This is a genomic window from Streptomyces sp. YS415 (assembly GCF_023544665.1).
GTDB lineage: Bacteria > Actinomycetota > Actinomycetes > Streptomycetales > Streptomycetaceae > Streptomyces.
Window position 1 is genome coordinate 19,413 of sequence record NZ_JAMJFL010000046.1, and the last position, 16,327, is coordinate 35,739.

The 16,327-nt window shown below is 71.6% G+C and carries 14 protein-coding genes and 1 pseudogene; 5 read left to right on the plus strand and 10 right to left on the minus strand.

The genetic code is table 11. The features are described 5' to 3' along the window. Positions 1-3 precede the first annotated feature (3 nt). The 6 genes from M8H82_RS33960 to M8H82_RS33985 all read right to left on the minus strand — a co-directional run bounded on the left by M8H82_RS33960 (position 4) and on the right by M8H82_RS33985 (position 5,733). A complete protein-coding gene (locus M8H82_RS33960; RefSeq protein ID WP_250079180.1) occupies positions 4-450 on the minus strand; it encodes an SAM-dependent methyltransferase in 447 nt (148 codons plus the stop codon). Positions 451-850: 400 nt separating this feature from the next. Beyond that, the gene (locus M8H82_RS33965; protein WP_250079153.1) at positions 851-1,648 is read right to left on the minus strand and encodes a class I SAM-dependent methyltransferase; all 798 of its coding nucleotides are present in this window, start codon (positions 1,646-1,648) and stop codon (positions 851-853) included. A gap of 39 nt (positions 1,649-1,687) precedes the next feature. Further along, a complete protein-coding gene (locus M8H82_RS33970) occupies positions 1,688-2,404 on the minus strand; it encodes a hypothetical protein (protein WP_250079155.1) in 717 nt (238 codons plus the stop codon). 4 nt (positions 2,405-2,408) lie between these two features. Beyond that, the gene (locus tag M8H82_RS33975; RefSeq protein ID WP_250079157.1) at positions 2,409-3,881 is read right to left on the minus strand and encodes a coproporphyrinogen-III oxidase family protein; all 1,473 of its coding nucleotides are present in this window, start codon (positions 3,879-3,881) and stop codon (positions 2,409-2,411) included. A 249-nt stretch (positions 3,882-4,130) separates the two neighbouring features. Then, positions 4,131-4,292 carry a hypothetical protein gene (locus M8H82_RS33980; RefSeq protein WP_250079159.1) on the minus strand — a complete coding sequence of 54 codons (162 nt, stop codon included), beginning with the start codon at positions 4,290-4,292 and terminating at the stop codon, positions 4,131-4,133. Positions 4,293-4,428: 136 nt separating this feature from the next. Next, positions 4,429-5,733 carry a radical SAM/SPASM domain-containing protein gene (locus M8H82_RS33985; protein WP_250079162.1) on the minus strand — a complete coding sequence of 435 codons (1,305 nt, stop codon included), beginning with the start codon at positions 5,731-5,733 and terminating at the stop codon, positions 4,429-4,431. Between the two features lie 156 nt (positions 5,734-5,889). Here M8H82_RS33985 and M8H82_RS33990 point away from each other — a divergent pair, with 156 nt between their 5' ends. Together M8H82_RS33990 and M8H82_RS33995 are read left to right on the plus strand one after the other, a co-directional pair. Beyond that, a complete protein-coding gene (locus tag M8H82_RS33990) occupies positions 5,890-6,330 on the plus strand; it encodes a DUF6278 family protein (protein ID WP_250079164.1) in 441 nt (146 codons plus the stop codon). Between the two features lie 126 nt (positions 6,331-6,456). Beyond that, on the plus strand, positions 6,457-7,092 hold the full coding sequence (locus tag M8H82_RS33995; RefSeq protein ID WP_250079166.1) for an amino acid ABC transporter ATP-binding protein: 636 nt from the start codon (positions 6,457-6,459) through the stop codon (positions 7,090-7,092). Positions 7,093-7,333: 241 nt separating this feature from the next. Here the strand turns inward: M8H82_RS33995 and M8H82_RS34000 are convergent, their stop codons facing one another. Then, the gene (locus tag M8H82_RS34000; protein ID WP_250079168.1) at positions 7,334-8,887 is read right to left on the minus strand and encodes a CocE/NonD family hydrolase; all 1,554 of its coding nucleotides are present in this window, start codon (positions 8,885-8,887) and stop codon (positions 7,334-7,336) included. A 128-nt stretch (positions 8,888-9,015) separates the two neighbouring features. Beyond that, positions 9,016-9,774: a hypothetical protein gene (locus tag M8H82_RS34005; protein WP_250079170.1), complete on the minus strand. Its 759-nt coding sequence runs from the start codon at positions 9,772-9,774 to the stop codon at positions 9,016-9,018. A gap of 82 nt (positions 9,775-9,856) precedes the next feature. On the opposite strand from M8H82_RS34005, the gene ggt reads away from it, so the two are divergent. After that, positions 9,857-11,653: a gamma-glutamyltransferase gene (gene ggt, locus M8H82_RS34010; protein ID WP_250079172.1), complete on the plus strand. Its 1,797-nt coding sequence runs from the start codon at positions 9,857-9,859 to the stop codon at positions 11,651-11,653. On the opposite strand, the gene M8H82_RS34015 is transcribed toward ggt, so the two are convergent. Beyond that, on the minus strand, positions 11,654-14,203 hold the full coding sequence (locus M8H82_RS34015; protein ID WP_250079173.1) for an ATP-dependent Clp protease ATP-binding subunit: 2,550 nt from the start codon (positions 14,201-14,203) through the stop codon (positions 11,654-11,656). A 104-nt stretch (positions 14,204-14,307) separates the two neighbouring features. Continuing rightward, positions 14,308-15,099 (minus strand): type I methionyl aminopeptidase, encoded by a 792-nt coding sequence (map, locus tag M8H82_RS34020; protein WP_250079175.1) that lies wholly within the window; start codon positions 15,097-15,099, stop codon positions 14,308-14,310. A gap of 32 nt (positions 15,100-15,131) precedes the next feature. Between map and M8H82_RS34025 the strand changes: the two genes are divergently transcribed. Together M8H82_RS34025 and M8H82_RS34030 are read left to right on the plus strand one after the other, a co-directional pair. Next, entirely contained in the window at positions 15,132-15,383 is a 252-nt protein-coding gene (locus tag M8H82_RS34025; RefSeq protein WP_250079176.1) for a helix-turn-helix domain-containing protein, read from the plus strand. A gap of 130 nt (positions 15,384-15,513) precedes the next feature. Continuing rightward, a pseudogene (locus M8H82_RS34030) lies at positions 15,514-16,327 on the plus strand (hypothetical protein); the annotation flags it as partial.

A 16,327-nucleotide genomic window follows, 5' to 3' on the forward strand; every position in this document is an offset into this window, starting at 1 on the left:
GTTCTAGTAGTAGTCGCGCATCAGGTCGTCGACCCACGCGGGCTGTACGACGTCCTCGCGCGGCCCGAACTGGGTCAGGTACGGCTTGATGTCGAGCACGGGCGTGCCGTCCACGGCGTCGAGGCCGCGCACATGGACGTCCAGCCCGTCGACCTTCAGCAGCCGGCAGCGCGAGACCCCGATGCGGTTGGGGCGGTTCTTCGCCCGCTGGGCGAAGATCCCGGCCCGCGGCCACTCGGGGTTGCCGCGCGGATGCCGGGCCCCGGTGTGCACCTTCTCCGGCGCCACCCGGTGGAAGTGGAAGACCACCTCCACATGGGAGAAGGCGTCCAGGCCGAGCAGCGCCTCGGGGCCGAACCGCTGCCCGTCCAGCCGGATCACCGAGGTGACATCGCCCCAGTAGTCGTCGGAGAGGTCCCTGCGGTCGCTGTGGACGCGTCCGACCGGCACCAGGTCGGTGACGGCGTCCGGCCGCGGCTCCTCCAGATGCGCGAACCACACCTCGTCCCGGACCAGCAACTCACCCGTGGCGGCCCGCTGGACGGTCAGGAAGATCTGGTCGGCCGGGACGTTCAGCAGCTCGGCGAGCCGCTGCTGGATCAGCCGGAGCAGCGCGCCCACCTGGTCCTTGGAGTAGCTCTCCTTGCACACCACGAACCCGACCGGGGCGGGGGCAGTGTCCGGGGCGCGCCACTCGGGCCGGTGATAGGTGCCGGGCTCCAGACGCTGCCACCACACCCAGCAGTGCCCGGCGGGCAGCCCCAGCAACTCCGTCACGGCCTGCGACAGGTGTTCCAGGGCCGTGGGGCCAGGGCTCGCGTCGGGAGAGAACAGCCTGATGATCGGCATGTCAGCGCCCCCCGCCCAGCGGCTTGACCCCGATCACCATGCAGGTGCGCACCGGGATGAAGAACTCCTCGCCGTCCTGCCGGATGCCGAGCGCCTCCCGGTGCTCCGCCGGGGCGTCGGCGAGCCGCTTGCGGATCGCGGCCTCGGCCTCGGCACCGGAGGAGGCGATCTCGCACCAGCGCTTCACCGGCACCCCGGTGCGGCTCTCCGCCTGACGGCCGCGGGCGACCGGCACGTTGAGCCCCGCGCCCTGGAGGAAGCCGACCCATTCGTCGAGGGTGTAGCTGCGCTGGTGGGTGGGGTCGTGCAGGATCTCCAGCTCGTGGTTGAGCGCGTCGATCACGGGGTCCTCGTGGCCCTCCAGATCGATCACCGCCAGCCGCCCGCCCGGCCGCAGCAGCCGGGTCATCTCCCCGACCGCCTTCGGCATGTCCTGGAAATGGTGCGGGGCGAGCCGGGACACCACCAGGTCGAACGAGGCGTCCGGGAAAGGCAGTTCCTCGGCGGCGGCCTGCGCCGTCTCCACCGTCACCTGCCGCTCGGCGGCCAGCTTGCGGAACGACTCCAGCATCGACGGCGCCGGGTCGACGCCGACGAGCCGGGCCGGGTACTCGTCGGCGAAGGACAGGGCGAGATGGCCCGCGCCGCAGGCCACGTCGCAGATCGCGCTGCCCGTCTGCGGCCCGAGTGTCTCGTGCAGCGCCTCCATCGTGGGGCTCGACCGGTGCACCTCGCTGGTGGCGAAGTTGTCGGCGATCTTGTCGAATCGCCGGCTGGAGACCGTCTCACTGGCGGGCATGTCGTTCCCTCTCCTGTCGAGCTGTGAGCTGACGTGACGTCATGAGGTGACGCCCACCAAGGTGGCGAGCGCCGGCAGCGGGTCCCGGGCCGGTCCCGGACCGCACGGGTTCAGGGTGTGACCGAGTCCGTCGAGTACATGGACCCGGACCGCGGGGGAGTGGGTGCCGATCAGATGCCGGGCGGACCAGTCGGCGTACATGGCCGGCTCGAACACCACGGGCGGCAGCGCGTCGTCCGACTCGTCGGCGAGATAGCCGACCAGGTCGAAACCGCCGTAGACCAGCTCGATCAGGGGGACGCGGGAGGTCAGGAAGGTGTCCGTCTCCACGACCGTGCCGATCAGGACGACCCGGTCGGCGCGCGGCGGGGAGCCGGACTCCAGCAGCCTGAGCAGCGCCTGGCCGCCGAGCGAGAAGCCCACCAGGGACAGCGAGCCGGTCATCAGGTGCCGGTTGCCGTCCAGCAGTCGCTCCAGGCGCTCGGCGCGGATGCGCTCGTCGGCCGCCGAGGCGGGGGTGTGGCGGGCGCGGGCGGGCATGTCGCACTGCAACACCTGGGCACCCGACGCCACCAGACGAGCCGTCAGGCTTTCCAGCAACGCGTCGTCGCGTCCCTCGCCGTCGAGGAGCGAGACGCTGCCGGGGCCGGCGAGCAGCACCGTGGCGTTCGGCGGCCCGGCCGGGAACGACCGCCGCGCGCGGTAGGCCGTTCCGTCCGGATCGCGGCGCCACTGGTGGTGGCGGTGGACGCGCACGGTCTCACCTCCGGCAGACTGCTTCGGCGAAGGAGCCGATGCGCTGGTGGAAGTAGACACTGATGATCTCCTCGTGCAGGGCCTCGCCGTCCAGCGTGGGCACGACGCTCTCCCCGGCCCCCGGCACCGGCTCCACGAGCCCGCGCTCCAGGAGCTCGGTGAACACCCCGGCGAACGGCTCGTCGTGGAACAGCTCGATGCCGAACCGGCGCCGGAAGCGCGCCGCGTCGATGGGCTGGTTCGCTTTGAACGCGAATCCGAGGACCATCCCGATCGCCTCCGCCCCGGCGAGCCTGCGCCCGAACGCCAGGGGCAGGCCGGGGCCGTCCTGCAGGTGGCGGGCGTAGCCGCTGATGTCCGCGATGTTGTGGGTCTGCACGACCGTGTCGTCGTCGCCGGTGAGCCAGCCGTAGGCGCCGGGACCGTAGGCGATCATCGAGTCGTGGCGCTGCCACTTGTTGCGCGAGACCCGCGGGATGTTGCCGTCCGGGTAGATGCCGGGCCGGTTCCACCAGCCGCAGGGGCTCGGGTGGTAGCCGCCGTCGAGCAGCAGCTCCACGATGGCCTCGCGCATCTCGTACGTCTCGTCGAGACCGGGGAACAGGTGCTCCGCGCGCAGCCGGTCGCGGACGCTCTCCACGTTCCACAGCGCCCGGTTGCCGATGCCCATCTTCGCCCGGTCCGCGTTGCGCAGCCGGTAGATGGTGATGGTCGGCGCCTTGAGATCGATCAGTGTGCGGATGTCGTGCGCGACCTTCCCGGGCGTCTGATGGGGCAGCCCGAACATCATGTCGACGTTGAACGGCCTTCCGGTGGCCCGGAGTTTCTCGATCGCGCGCAGCGACATCTGCGCGTCGTGGCCGCGCCCGGCGAAGGCGTTGACCTCGCTCTGCAACGACTGCACGCCCACGCTGAACCGGTTGAAGCCGATGGCACAGGCCTCGGCCAGCTCGTCGTGCAGGAAGTTGTCGGGGTTGCCCTCGAGCGAGATCTCGCAGTCGTCGGTCAGCGCGTAGTTGTCCCGCATGTGCCCCGCCAGCCGGGCCAGTTGCTCGGTGCCCAGCAGGGACGCCGTGCCGCCGCCCAGGTAGACCGACTCGATCCGGGCCCCGGAGAGCCAGGGCGCGTGCGCGAGCCGCCGGGTGGACTCCTCGATGAGCAGGTCGGTCCACAGCTGGGAGGCGCGTTCGCCCTCCGCACCGCCGGGCATCTTGCGCTTGACGTAGTTGCAGAAGTGGCAGATGTACGCGCACAGCGGCACGTGGAAGTACAGATGCGCGGGCCGGCCTGCGCCCGGGTGGGCGCGCAGGGCGCCGGCGACCTCGTCGGGGTCGAGCCGGTCGCCGTAGTTGGCCGTCACGTTGATGTTGTAGTCGTCCTGGCCGATCCTGAGGGCCGGGTTCTCCTGGAGCAGCCGCGCGAGTCCTGTGCCGGGGCGCACGGCGGTGGTGCCGGCTGAAGCAACCGTCTTGCTCATCGCGACCTCGTCTCCTGTCCGGGCTGGGCCCACAGGGCCTGGGCCCCGCTCGTCGGTCACGCCGCGCCTGACGTTCGCGCGGCCCTTCCCGGCCCGTCCCTCACGGGCCGGGAAGGCCGTGCAGCGCTCGTCCCCGGTTCCGGTCCCTCGACGGTTCCAGGGGTCCCTCGAGCGCTCTTCCGCGAGCCCGTCCCTCTACGAGCCCGGGGGGTCCTGCTGCGCTCCGGTCCGTCTCGCCACGGCAGTGGGTCAGACCTCGACCTCGATGACCGTGGCCTCGGTGATGTTGGTGGCCTCCACCAGGAGCGTCTCGTTGGGCGCGGTGGCCGACGCGGCGCCGACGGCGCTGAGTGTCACGCCCTCCTGGCCGGGCTCGAGGTGGATGCGGATGACCTTCTTCTCTTCGGGCATGTCCGTGTTCCCTTCGATGAGGGGCGGCAGCGGTCGCGCCGCCCGCGGACGGGGCCCGCTCACGACATCGGGAGCGGGGTCGGTGGGCCCGGCGAGGTCGCCGGGCGCGATCGGCACGCGGCCGGTGCGGCCGCGGCTAACGCGGGGTGAGAGTCAGGCGTACGTCGCGTCGCTTGCGTTCCCGCCAGTAGCGGCCGGCGCGCAGCATGAACTCCTGGAGGTATTCGGTGGCACCGCACCCCTTGGCGTCGCCGGTGAGGTTGCGGGCCAGCGGCGGGCACCGGAACTGGCACCAGAGGTCCTCCGCGGCCACCGGGCAGCTCCCGCACACGGTGTGGTCGCTGAACCGGATGTCACGGAAGGCGTCGAAGCCGGTCTCCCAGATGTCCGCGAAGGACCGCTCGGCGAGGTTCCCGGCCCGGTGCAGCTGCCCCGACATGCAGTTGCTGCACGGGTAGACGTCGCCGCGGCTGTTGACGTAGACGACCGAGCGGCCGCACTTCTCCTGGCCGACGGCGCGTTCCAGGCGCTGGCAGAACTGGATGGTGTCCACACCGCGGATCTCGTCCGCCGCGCGCCCGCCGGGTGCCGTGCCGGACGTGCCCTCGGGCTCGATGTCGGGCCCGGTGGAGTACCGCTCCATGCACCGCCGGTAGACCTCGAAGACCTCGTCGACGTCCTCCGGGCGCAGCAGCATGTCCGGGTGGAGCAGGGCGCGGCCCACGGGGTGGGTCTCCAGCCACTGCGGCCGGGGGTAGCCCCGCTCCGCGCACCACTCGAAGATCTCCTCGGCGTCCTGGATGTTGTTGCGGTGGACGGAGATCGCGGTACGGAACACATGGCCGTGCCGGCGCATCATCTCGAAGGCGTTCTGGAGCTTGGGGAAGTCCATCCGCCCGCGCACGGTGCGCTCGGGGTCGGCGGTGTCGAAGCTGATGAAGAACGACTGGCCCGGCGGGATCGCCGCGAGCCGTTCCTCGGTGATGAGCAGCCCGTTGGTGAAGATCTGGGTGCTGAACGGCTTGGTGCGGGCGTACCGGATGATCTCGACGGCGTCCCGGTGGGAGAAGATCTCACCGCCCGTCAGGAACACCTGCAGCACGCCCAGTTCGGCGAACTCGTCGAGCAGGGCCTTGATGCGCGGGGTGGACATCTCGTCGGGGCGCTTGAGCGCGGAGTCGGCGTAGCAGTGCTTGCAGCGCAGGTTGCACAGGTTCGTGGTCTCGACGAACGCGATGGCCGGGGCGGAGAGATGGAACCGGTCCAGGGTCACCAGCGGATCGCTGAGCGTGTGGGTCATCAACTCCTCGGCGGTGACCGGCCGTCCGGCGTTGTGACGCTGGATCAGGGGTCGCGCCGAATCGGCGAGAAACTCCACATGACCGTTGGGCAGCAGGGCGACCAGGCCGCCCTCGTTCACCTGGAATGGGATCTTCCGCACGGGTCCCCGCCTCCCGGAACGCCAAAGTCAACATGCGTTGAACTCATGACCTGATGAACTCTACGGAGCATGAATAACCTTTGGCAAGAGGTTTCCGGGTGGCTGGTTTCCGCGCGCCGGTGGTGCCGGTGGCATGGTCGGTGCGAGGCTGAGCGTATGAACATCCCTTTCCTGGGCGGCTGGCGCAGGCGGCGCGGCCCCGCCTTCGGCGTCGCGGTGTTCTCCGACGGCGACGACACGCACGAGGGCATCGTCGACCTGCTCGCCGAGTGCGACCTGCTGCGCTCCCAGGCGGCCCGGGAAGGGGTCCGGCTCGACGACTCCGCGGCCTCGCTGGAGGCCCTCGACCAGCTGCTCCCGGGCTGGCGGGACGACGAGGAAGTGCTGCCCTGGCTGGGCAATGACGCGGGCCTCTATCTGGGCACGGTCATCGTGCGGACGGTCCCGGGCGCCCAGTGGGAGATCTGGCCCAACGGCCAGCCCGTCGTACGGCTCTCCTCCGGGCGCGAGTTCGATGTCGTCGCCTCCGGGCACGAGTGGGCCTCCAGCGGCGCCCCCGAGCTCTCGCAGCTCTACGCGGAGGTGGCGGAGGCGTGAATCCCTGGCCTGAGCTGGGGCTTAAATACGGCTAATGCCCGAAAAGTGCGTGTCGTCCTCTAACTCCCGTATGGTCTGGGTAGGTTGCGGCAACCACGACACAGCTGGAAGTGAGTAGGGCTGGGCATGGTCCTCGATCCGTTGATCGAACTGCGTGACGTCAACAAGTACTACGGAGAGCTGCACGTCCTCCAGGACGTCGACCTCACCGTCGGCAAGGGGGAGGTGGTCGTGGTCATCGGCCCCTCGGGGTCGGGGAAGTCAACCCTGTGCAGGGCGATCAACAGACTGGAGACGATCCACTCCGGCACCGTCCTGCAGAACATCCCGCCGGCCCAGGTCAAGGTCCGCGGCCGCAAGAAGGAGCAGGCCGACCGGCGTTCCCGGGAACTCCTCGACCGGGTGGGCCTGGCCGACCAGGCCGACAAGTTTCCCGCGCAGCTCTCCGGCGGCCAGCAGCAGCGCGTGGCCATCGCCCGCGCCCTCGCCATGGAGCCCAAGGCGCTGCTGTTCGACGAGCCGACCTCGGCGCTCGACCCCGAGATGATCAACGAGGTCCTCGAAGTCATGCGCCAACTCGCCCGCGAGGGCATGACCATGGTCGTCGTCACCCACGAGATGGGCTTCGCCCGGTCCGCCGCCCACCGTGTCGTCTTCATGTCCGACGGACGCATCGTCGAGGACCGCGCGCCCGAGGACTTCTTCACCGCCCCGGAGAGTGAGCGCGCCCGGGACTTCCTGTCCAAGATCCTCAAGCACTGAGCGGGGAGTGCGACCCATGCCGCGTACCACACGTGTGCCCCCGAGGGCCCCGGACGACGGATGCTCAAGCCCCGCCCACCGCCCGGCACCTGTCGCGCGCCGAGCCTCCACTACGATGGGCGGTTCGTCCCCGTAACCGTCACCGCGGCCGGGGCGCTGCCGCCGGGTGGGAACCCCCACGGCCCCTCGACCGCAGAGGGCGGCAGTCACAGAGCCATACCCGCCCGGCGGCAGCCGGAGATCACTGCTCGCGCAACGGGACCGACACGTACGACGGGTCGTTCGCCGGCGAGGAGAAGGTCAGCTGCGCGCCGGTCGGGTTGTGCTCGGCGTAGAGCGGGTCGACCGTGTCGACGACCAGGGCCAGCCGGTGCCCCGCCGGGACGTCGTAGGCCGTGGAGAACAGCTCCAGGTCGACGCCGAACGGCTGGTGGGGCGTACGCCCGTGGAAGGTGTACGGCGCGCTGCTGACCAGCTTGCCCAGGCCGAGCGGGCCCACGTCGTAGAGGTAGGCGATGAGGGTGCCGCTCCCCGCGGTCGGGGTGAGGGTGGTGTGCAGCCGGGCGGTGCCGCGCACCTGCTGGGCCGTTCTGTACGTCCCCGACTCCCACACGGCCGCCCAGCGGCGGGGGAGCAGCGGAATGGACGCCATCGGGGGCACCTTGGCGATCTGGTCGAGCAGACCGGAGAGCAGGACGAGCCCGCCGTCCGCACCGGAGTTGACGTTGGCGCGGATCGTGGTGGAGCCCGCGAGGGCGATCTTCCGGTTCGTCGCGCCGACCGACTTCCAGTCCGGGTAACCCTCGTAGCCGCCGGTGGAACGGGACTTCAGCCGGACCGGCTGCTCACGGTCGATGCCGTTGTCCTCGCCCTTGAGGTGGCGGTCGAACCAGCGCTCGGTGTCGGTCCATACGTCGTTGGGCAGGCCGAGCAGCCCGGTCAGTTCGGCGGTGGCATGGTCACCGGGGCGGAACTGCAGGCGCTTGGGGCCGGTGAGCTTCTCGTAGAAGTCCGCGTACTGGTTGGGCGGGAAGACCGAGTCACCCCAGGCGTTGGCGAGCAGCACGGCCGGGGCGTTGTCGTTGAGCCGGTCGAGATAGGTCGTGGCTGAACGTTTCTTCCCCCAGGCGAGCATCGCGTCCTCCTTGCTCAGGTCGGAGGACCGGAAGGCCTCGAAGATCTCCCTGACCTCGGCGCTCTGCCGGCCGGTGACCAGGCTCGCGCCGTCCAGCAGTGCGGCGGCCTGGGTGTGCTGGGTGCGTCCGGAGTAGATCGAGCCGATCAGGTCCGCCCAGCCGCTGAGCGCCGCGACCGCCCTGACCCGTTCGTCCTGGGCGGCGGTGAGCAGGCTGATGCCCGCCCCGTAGGACACTCCGCCCATGCCGATCCGCTCCGCGTCGGCGGGGGTGTGGGCGAGCGCCCAGTCGATCACCCGGGAGGCGTCGGCCACGTCGGGCGGGCCCGCCACTTCTATCTCGCCGCCGGACTGCCAGAAGCCGCGGACGTTGTAACCGACCACGACGTAGCCCGAGTCGGCGAGCCTGCGGGCCTGGGCGAGGTACTCGACCTGGGGCATGCCCCAGCTCGTGGGGAACACCAGCAGCGGGTAGCGGCGCGTGCCGTCGGCGCCGGCCGGGGTGATGACGTTCGCCTTGAGCGTCGTCCCGCCGTCGCCGGTGATGTCGACGAAGCGGAGCCCGCCCGTGCCGGCGGACGCGACCGGGCCGACGCCGGCGATCAGGGTCGCGGAGACGATGCCCACGGCGGTGGTGCGCAGGGCCGTGCGAGATCCCACAGGTCACTCCTCACTCGTGTCAGTGCAAAGTGACCCGACGGTAACCTCGGGCTCTTACCGTGGGTAACCCGTCGGTAAGTTACGTGGCAGTAACGATTGTTGCCGAGTGAACCGGTGGGTGAACGACCTCAGGAGGCGCGGTGCGAGTTGCGCGCGACCGCCGGTGCCGGCAACGGCGCCTGGGCCTCCCGCGTCACGTCCGCCACCAGCTCCACCACGTCCGGGCCGTACGCCTGCGAGTTGACGACCTTCAGCAGCAGCACGAAGGAGTGGTTCCCGTGCTTGCGGGACAGCCGTTCGTGGTTGCGGGCGAGATAGCGGGTCGCGGCCTGGTTGGTGATCGCCCGCTGCCCGCAGAAGAGGAAGACCGGACGGGAGCCCGTGCCCTGGCCCGCGGTGAGCCGGGCGAGGATGACGTACTCGCCTCGGCCCGGATCCAGCCGGTAGCGCTCGCTGCCGATCTGGAAGGCGCCCCGGTCGGGTCCCGGCTCGGCGTCCACGTTGATCCGTACACCGGGCAGCAGGGACGCGAGATGGGCGGTCATACGGCGGTTGGAGGCCGGTCCGCCGACACAGAACTCGGTGCGCTCACCGAAGCCCTGCTGGGCCGCGTCGTGCGCGACGACCTGGGCGTGCGCGTTGCAGTCCTTGATCAGCGCGGCCAGTTCGAGCAGCGCGAACACATCGTGGCGCATCACGGTGAGTTCGGGCCCGCCCGCCTCGCGGTTCACCACGAGCAGTGACTCGGAGTTGTCGGGCAGCCCGAAGAAGGCCTGCTTGCGGCGCAGCTTGCGCTTGTACAAGTAGGTGCGGGCCGCCCAGCCGAGGGCGGCGCTCAGGCCGGCCGCGATCACACCCAGCACGATGTTGCGCAGGTCGTCATTCATGGGCGCGCATGCTAGCCGGTGCTCCTGACGGGGGCATGTCGATCCATTAGGCTTCCCGGACGGTCCCTGACTGGAGGTGCGGATGCGTCTTTCCGTCGCACACAAACTGTCGGTCCTCGCGGTCTCGGCCGCCGTCGTGTCGGTGGGGGCGGCGCCGCCCGCCGCTTCCGGCACGCCCGTCGAGAAGGCGCCCGTCGCCGTCGGCTACGGCGGTGCCGTCGCCAGCGTGGACGCGGACGCCTCCGCCGCCGGGATCGAGGTGCTGAGAAGGGGCGGCAACGCCGTCGACGCGGCCGTCGCCACCGCCGCCGCGCTCGGCGTCACCGAGCCCTACTCCGCGGGCATCGGCGGAGGCGGCTACTTCGTCTACTACGACGCCAAGTCCCGTACGGTCCGCACGATCGACGGCCGCGAGACCGCCCCGTCGAGCGCGGACGCCGGGCTGTTCCTGGAGAACGGCACGGCGATCCCCTTCGCCGAAGCCGTCAGCAGCGGACTGAGCGTCGGTACGCCCGGCACGCCCGCCACCTGGCGCCGGGCGCTGGACAGGTGGGGGAGCAAGAGCCTCGGCACACTGCTGAAGCCCGCCCAGCGGCTCGCCCGGGACGGCTTCACCGTCGACGCGACCTTCCGCGCGCAGACCGCGGCCAACGAGACCCGGTTCCGCCACTTCCCGGACACCGCCGAGCTGTTCCTGCCGGGCGGCGAGCTGCCGGTGGTCGGATCCACCTTCAAGAACCCCGATCTCGCCCGCACCTACGCCGAGCTGGCGAGGAAGGGCACCGGCGCGCTCTACCGCGGCGACCTCGCCGAGGACATCGTCGACACCGTCAACGACCCGCCCGTGGACCCCGCCTCCGGCTGGAACGCCCGCCCCGGCGACCTCACCGCCGAGGACCTCGCCGCCTACCGCACCAAGTCCCAGGCACCCACGAAGAGTTCCTACCGGGGTCTGGACGTCTACTCCATGGCGCCCTCCTCCTCCGGCGGCACGACCGTCGCCGAGGCCCTCAACCTCCTGGAGCGCACGGACCTGTCGAAGGCGAGCGAGGCCCAGTACCTGCACCGCTTCATCGAGGCCGCCCGGATCGCCTTCGCGGACCGGGGACGCTGGGTCGGCGACCCCGCCTTCGAGGACGTACCGACGAAGGAACTGCTCTCCCAGCGGTACGCCGACTCGCGGGAGTGCCTGATCAAGGATGACGCGGTGCTGACCAGCCCGCTCGCCCCGGGCGACCCGCGCGATCCGGCGCCCTGCGGCGCGGGCGGCACCGCGGCCCCCACCACCTACGAGGGCGACAGCACCACCCATCTCACGGTCGCCGACAAGTGGGGCAACGTCGTGTCGTACACGCTCACCATCGAGCAGACCGGCGGCAGCGGCATCACGGTGCCCGGCCGGGGCTTCCTCCTCAACAACGAGCTGACGGACTTCTCCTTCACCCCCGCCAACCCGGCCGTCCACGACCCCAACCTGCCGGGACCGGGCAAGCGCCCGCGCTCCTCCATGTCCCCGACCATCGTCCTCGACGAGCACGACAAGCCCGTGGTGGCCCTCGGTTCACCCGGCGGCGCCACCATCATCACCACCGTGCTCCAGACCCTCACCGGCCATCTCGACCGGGGCCTGCCGTTCGTCGACGCCATCGCCGCACCGCGCGCCAGCCAGCGCAACCAGACGACCACCGAGCTCGAACCCGGCCTGTACGACAGCCCGTTGCGGGCCGATCTGGAGTCGATCGGGCACGGATTCCGGCTCAATCCGGAGATCGGCGCGGCGACCGGTGTCCAGCGGCTGCCGGGCGGCAAGTGGCTCGCCGCCGCCGAGAAGGTGCGCCGGGGCGGCGGCTCGGCGATGGTCGTGCACCCGGCGCCGTAGTCACAACTCGGGGGCGGGCGCCGCGTCCCGCGCCACCGCGCGGAAGGCGAGGCGTCCGTTCTCGACGTCCACCGTCACCCGGCCGCCCCCGGCGACCCGGTTGTCCAGCAGCAGCCGCGACAGCTGGTTGTCGACCTCGCGCTGGATGGTGCGGCGCAGCGGACGGGCACCGTACTCGGGCTGATAGCCGCGCGCGGCCAGCCAGTCGACGGCCGGCGCGGTGAACTCCACCGCGACGTCCTGCGCCTGCATGAGCCTGCGCGTCCGGTCCAGCAGCAGATCGGTGATCCGCCGCAACTGGTCCGGGTCGAGCTGGCGGAACACCACGATCTCGTCGATCCGGTTGAGGAACTCGGGCCGGAAGTGGTCGCGCAGCGGCCGCAGGATCCGCTCCCGCCGCGCCTCCTCGTCGGCCTCCTCCCCGCCCGCGCCGAAACCGACCCCGACGCCCCGCCGGGTGATCGCCTCCGAGCCGAGGTTGCTGGTCATGACGATGACGGTGTTGGTGAAGTCCACCGTGCGGCCCTGCGAGTCGGTCAGCCGCCCGTCGTCCAGCACCTGCAGCAGGATGTTGAAGACGTCCGGGTGCGCCTTCTCCACCTCGTCGAGCAGCAGCAGGGAGTACGGGTGCCTGCGCACCACCTCGGTGAGCTGACCCGCCTCCTCGTGGCCGACGTAACCGGGCGGGGCGCCCACCAGACGGCTGACGGTGTGCCGCTCCTGGTACTCGCTCATGTCCAGCCGGACCATGCGCTCCTCGCTGCCGAACAGCGCCTCCGCCAGCGCCCGGGCCAGTTCGGTCTTGCCGACGCCGGTCGGCCCGAGGAAGAGGAAGCTGCCGATCGGCCGGTCCGGACTGGCGAGCCCGGCCCGCGAGCGCAGCACCGCCTCGGAGACCACGCGCACCGCCTCGTCCTGGCCGATCACCCGCTCGTGCAGATGCTGCTCCAGACCCAGCAGGCGGTCCTTCTCCTCCTCGGTCAGGCTGGCCACCGGGATGCCGGTCAGTCGTGACACGACCTCCGCGACCGCCTCGGCGGTCACCTCCAGGTTCTGCCCCTCGTCGGCCGCGCCGTTGCCGTCGGCGTCCGCGATGTGCTGCTTCAACTCCACGATCCGGTCGCGCAGTTGCGTGGCCTGCTCGTACTGCTCGTCCGCGACCGCCTGGTCCTTGTCCCGGGCCAGCTGCTCGATCTCGCGCTCCATGGCCCGTACGTCCGTGCCCTTGGTGCGCGCCCGCAGCCGGACCCGGGCGCCGGCCTGGTCGATCAGGTCGATGGCCTTGTCCGGCAGCCGGCGGTCGGGGAGATAGCGGTCGGACAGCTCCACGGCGGCCACCAGCGCCTCGTCGCTGTAGCGGACCTGGTGATGGGCCTCGTAGCGGTCCCGGAGGCCGCGCAGGATCTCGATGGCGTCCGCCGCGGTCGGCTCGGGCACCAGGATCGGCTGGAAGCGCCGGGAGAGCGCCGCGTCCTTCTCGATCCGCCGGTACTCCTCCAGCGTGGTGGCGCCCACCACGTGCAACTCCCCGCGGGCCAGAGCCGGTTTGAGGATGTTCCCCGCGTCCAGCGAGCCGCCCTCGCCGCCGCCCCCGGCGCCGACGACGGTGTGCAGCTCGTCGATGAAGACGATCAGGCGGTCGGAGTGGGCGCGGATCTCGCCCACGATGTTGGTCATGCGCTCCTCGAAGTCGCCCCGGTAACGGGTGCCCGCGACGACGCCCGTCAGGTCCAGCGCGATCACGCGCCGCCCGCTGAGCACGTCCGGGACGTCCCCGTCGGCGATCCGCTGCGCCAGCCCCTCCACCACGGCGGTCTTGCCGACACCCGCGTCGCCGATCAGCACGGGGTTGTTCTTGCCGCGCCGGGAGAGCACCTCGATGGTCTGCTCGATCTCCTCGTCGCGCCCGATCACCGGGTCGATCCGGCCCTGCCGGGCCAGTTCGGTCAGATCGCGGCCGTACTTGTCCAGGGTGGGCGTGTCCGCGGACCGGGGCCGCTCGGGCCGCTGCGCGGTGTCCGGCGCCTCGGGCGGCAGGCCGCCGCCGGGGCTGAAGCGCGCCGAGTTCAGGATGTGCCCGGCGGCGGAGTCGGGGTTCGCGGCGAGGGCGCTGAGCACGTGCTCCGGGCCGATGTAGCCGGCGCCCCGGGCCCGCGCCAGGTCGTGGGCGTCCAGCAGGGCGCGCTTGGCGGCCGGGGTGAGCGACAGCGACGTCGGCGGCGGGACCTCGCCGGGCGGGTGCTGGACCGGGCCGGAGCGCTCGTCGATCTCCGTGGCCAGGGAGTCCGGGTCGGCCCCGGCCCGGCTGAGCAGTGTGCGCGTGGGCTCCGCGGACAGCGCGGCGCGGAGCAGATGCTGGGTGTCCAGGTCCCGGCTGCCGTGTTCGGCGGCGTACTGGGCGGCGCCGCGGACGAGTTCCCGGGCCGGCTGGCTGAGCAGCTGGCCTATGTTGATCTGGCGGGGGCCGGGGCGGGGGCCGCCGAAGAATCGGGCCAGGAATTCGCCGAAGGGGTCGCCGTAGCCCTCCGGTCCGTTGAAGCCGTTGGTCATCGGTTCCGTACCTTCGTTGACGACGTACCGGAGTCGGGTAACCCGGACATGGTGCGCTTATGTCAGGTTGGCACGGATATCTGCGGTGGGCATGTGCAGGACGTCTACGGACGGGGGGCCTGGGATCCGCCTCGATCGGTGAGGACCCTGGGGCCGCTGTCCGTGATGGCCACCGTGTGTTCCGTGTGGGCCGCCCTCGATCCGTCGTTCGTCCGCAGGGTCCAGCCGTCCGGGGCCTCGTGGTAGCCGTCCTTGCCGCCCGCGATCAGCATCGGCTCGATCGCCAGCACCATGCCGTGCCGCAGGGGCAGGCCCCGGCGGGGGCGGCCCTCGTTGGGGACCGAGGGGTCCTCGTGCATCTGGCGGCCGATGCCGTGGCCGCCGAAGCCCTCCGGGATGCCGTAGCCGGCCGCGCGGCAGACCGTGCCGACGGCGTGGGCGATGTCGCCGATGCGGTTGCCCACCACCGCCGCCTCGATACCGGCCGCCAGGGCGCGCTCGGCCGTGTCGATCAGGCGCAGGTCCGCCGGGCGCGGCCGGCCCACGGTGAAGCTGATCGCCGAGTCACCGGCCCAGCCGCCGAGCTTGGCGCCGCAGTCGATGGAGACCAGGTCGCCGTCGCGCAGGCGGTAGGCGGTCGGGATGCCGTGCACGATCGCGTCGTTCACCGAGGCGCAGATGACCGCGGGGAAGGGGGTCGGGGCGAAGGAGGGGCGGTAGCCGAGGAACGGGGACGACGCCCCCGCCTCACGGAGGACGGCGCGCGCCACCTCGTCCAGCTCCAGCAGGGAAACACCCACGTCAGCGGCTTCTTGTACGGCTGTCAGGGCGCGGGCGACGACCTGTCCGGCCTCGTGCATGGCATCGATCGATGTGTCCGTCTTCAGCTCCACCATGCCAATTACTATACCGGTATTAGTATGGGGTCATGGTTCGTAACCCCTTGACCCCCGAAGAGCGCGAGCGCGGTGAGCGGCTCGGGCGGCTGCTCCGCGAGGCCCGCGGTGGCCGCAGCATGGCGGAGGTCGCCGCGAGCGCCGGCGTCTCCGCCGAGACCCTCCGCAAGATCGAGACGGGACGGGCGCCGACCCCGGCGTTCTTCACGGTGGCCGCGCTGGCGCGGGCGCTCGGGCTGTCCATGGACGAGCTGGCCGGGCTGTGCGCACCGGTCGCGGCCTGACGCTCTCGCCGTCACGTTCCGGCAGGACGGGCGCACTCTGCGTTCCGCCGGAAAACTCCCCGTAGCCTCCCCGTAACACGACTGGTGTTGCCTACGGACCGGAGTGTTCCGGTCTTGGCGGGAGTTCAGCATGGCTGTGGAACAACTCCCGGCTCAGGTGCGGGAGTTCGCGAACTACCTGAACGGTCTCATGGCGCGCCTCGATCAGGGCGGCGGCTGGTGCGGGGTGTTCTGGCAGCGCGATCCGGACGGCATGCGCGCCTGCCTCGACGGGCGCGAAGTGCCGCCGTGGGACGTGGTGGAGGCGCTCCTCCAGGACCTCGCCTCGGAGTACGGCCCCGAAGCCGCCCGCGCCGAGGCGGACGGGGCGCGCACGCGGCACGCCGCCGCACTCCTCGCCCACGACATGCGCCCCGGCGGCCGGGACGCCCTCGGCGACCGGCTCGACGTGATGCTCCGCGAGCAGCGGTACGCCGCGGAACGGCAGGCGGAGCTGGGCCGTTCGCTGGCCGCGGCCACCACGCAGGACCACGCGGAGGCGCTGCGCCTCGACCTCGCCTGGGCACAGGACGACCACGCGCGGGCCACGGCTCGGTGCGCCGAACTCCGTTCGCGGATGGCCGAGTTGGCCCGGAGGGCGACGGGCGGCCGTGCGGCGGCCGTAGGGCGGGAGCGGATGGGCACTCCGGCGCGAGGGTGCACGGGCTTCCCGGTGCAGGGGGGTACGGGCTTCCCGGCGCGAGAGGCCACGGGGCGGGCGTCCGGCGTAACGGCGGGGGAGGCGCCCGGGGAGGGGCCGGGCGCGGATGCCGGCCCCCAGGCGCCCGGCGCACACGCCCCCACCCCCCGGTTCCAGGCGCCCGGCACGCACGCCCCCACCCCCGGCGCACATCCCCGGCAAGTCGCCGCCCAGGCATCCGCCTCCTGGGCCGTCGACCCCCCGT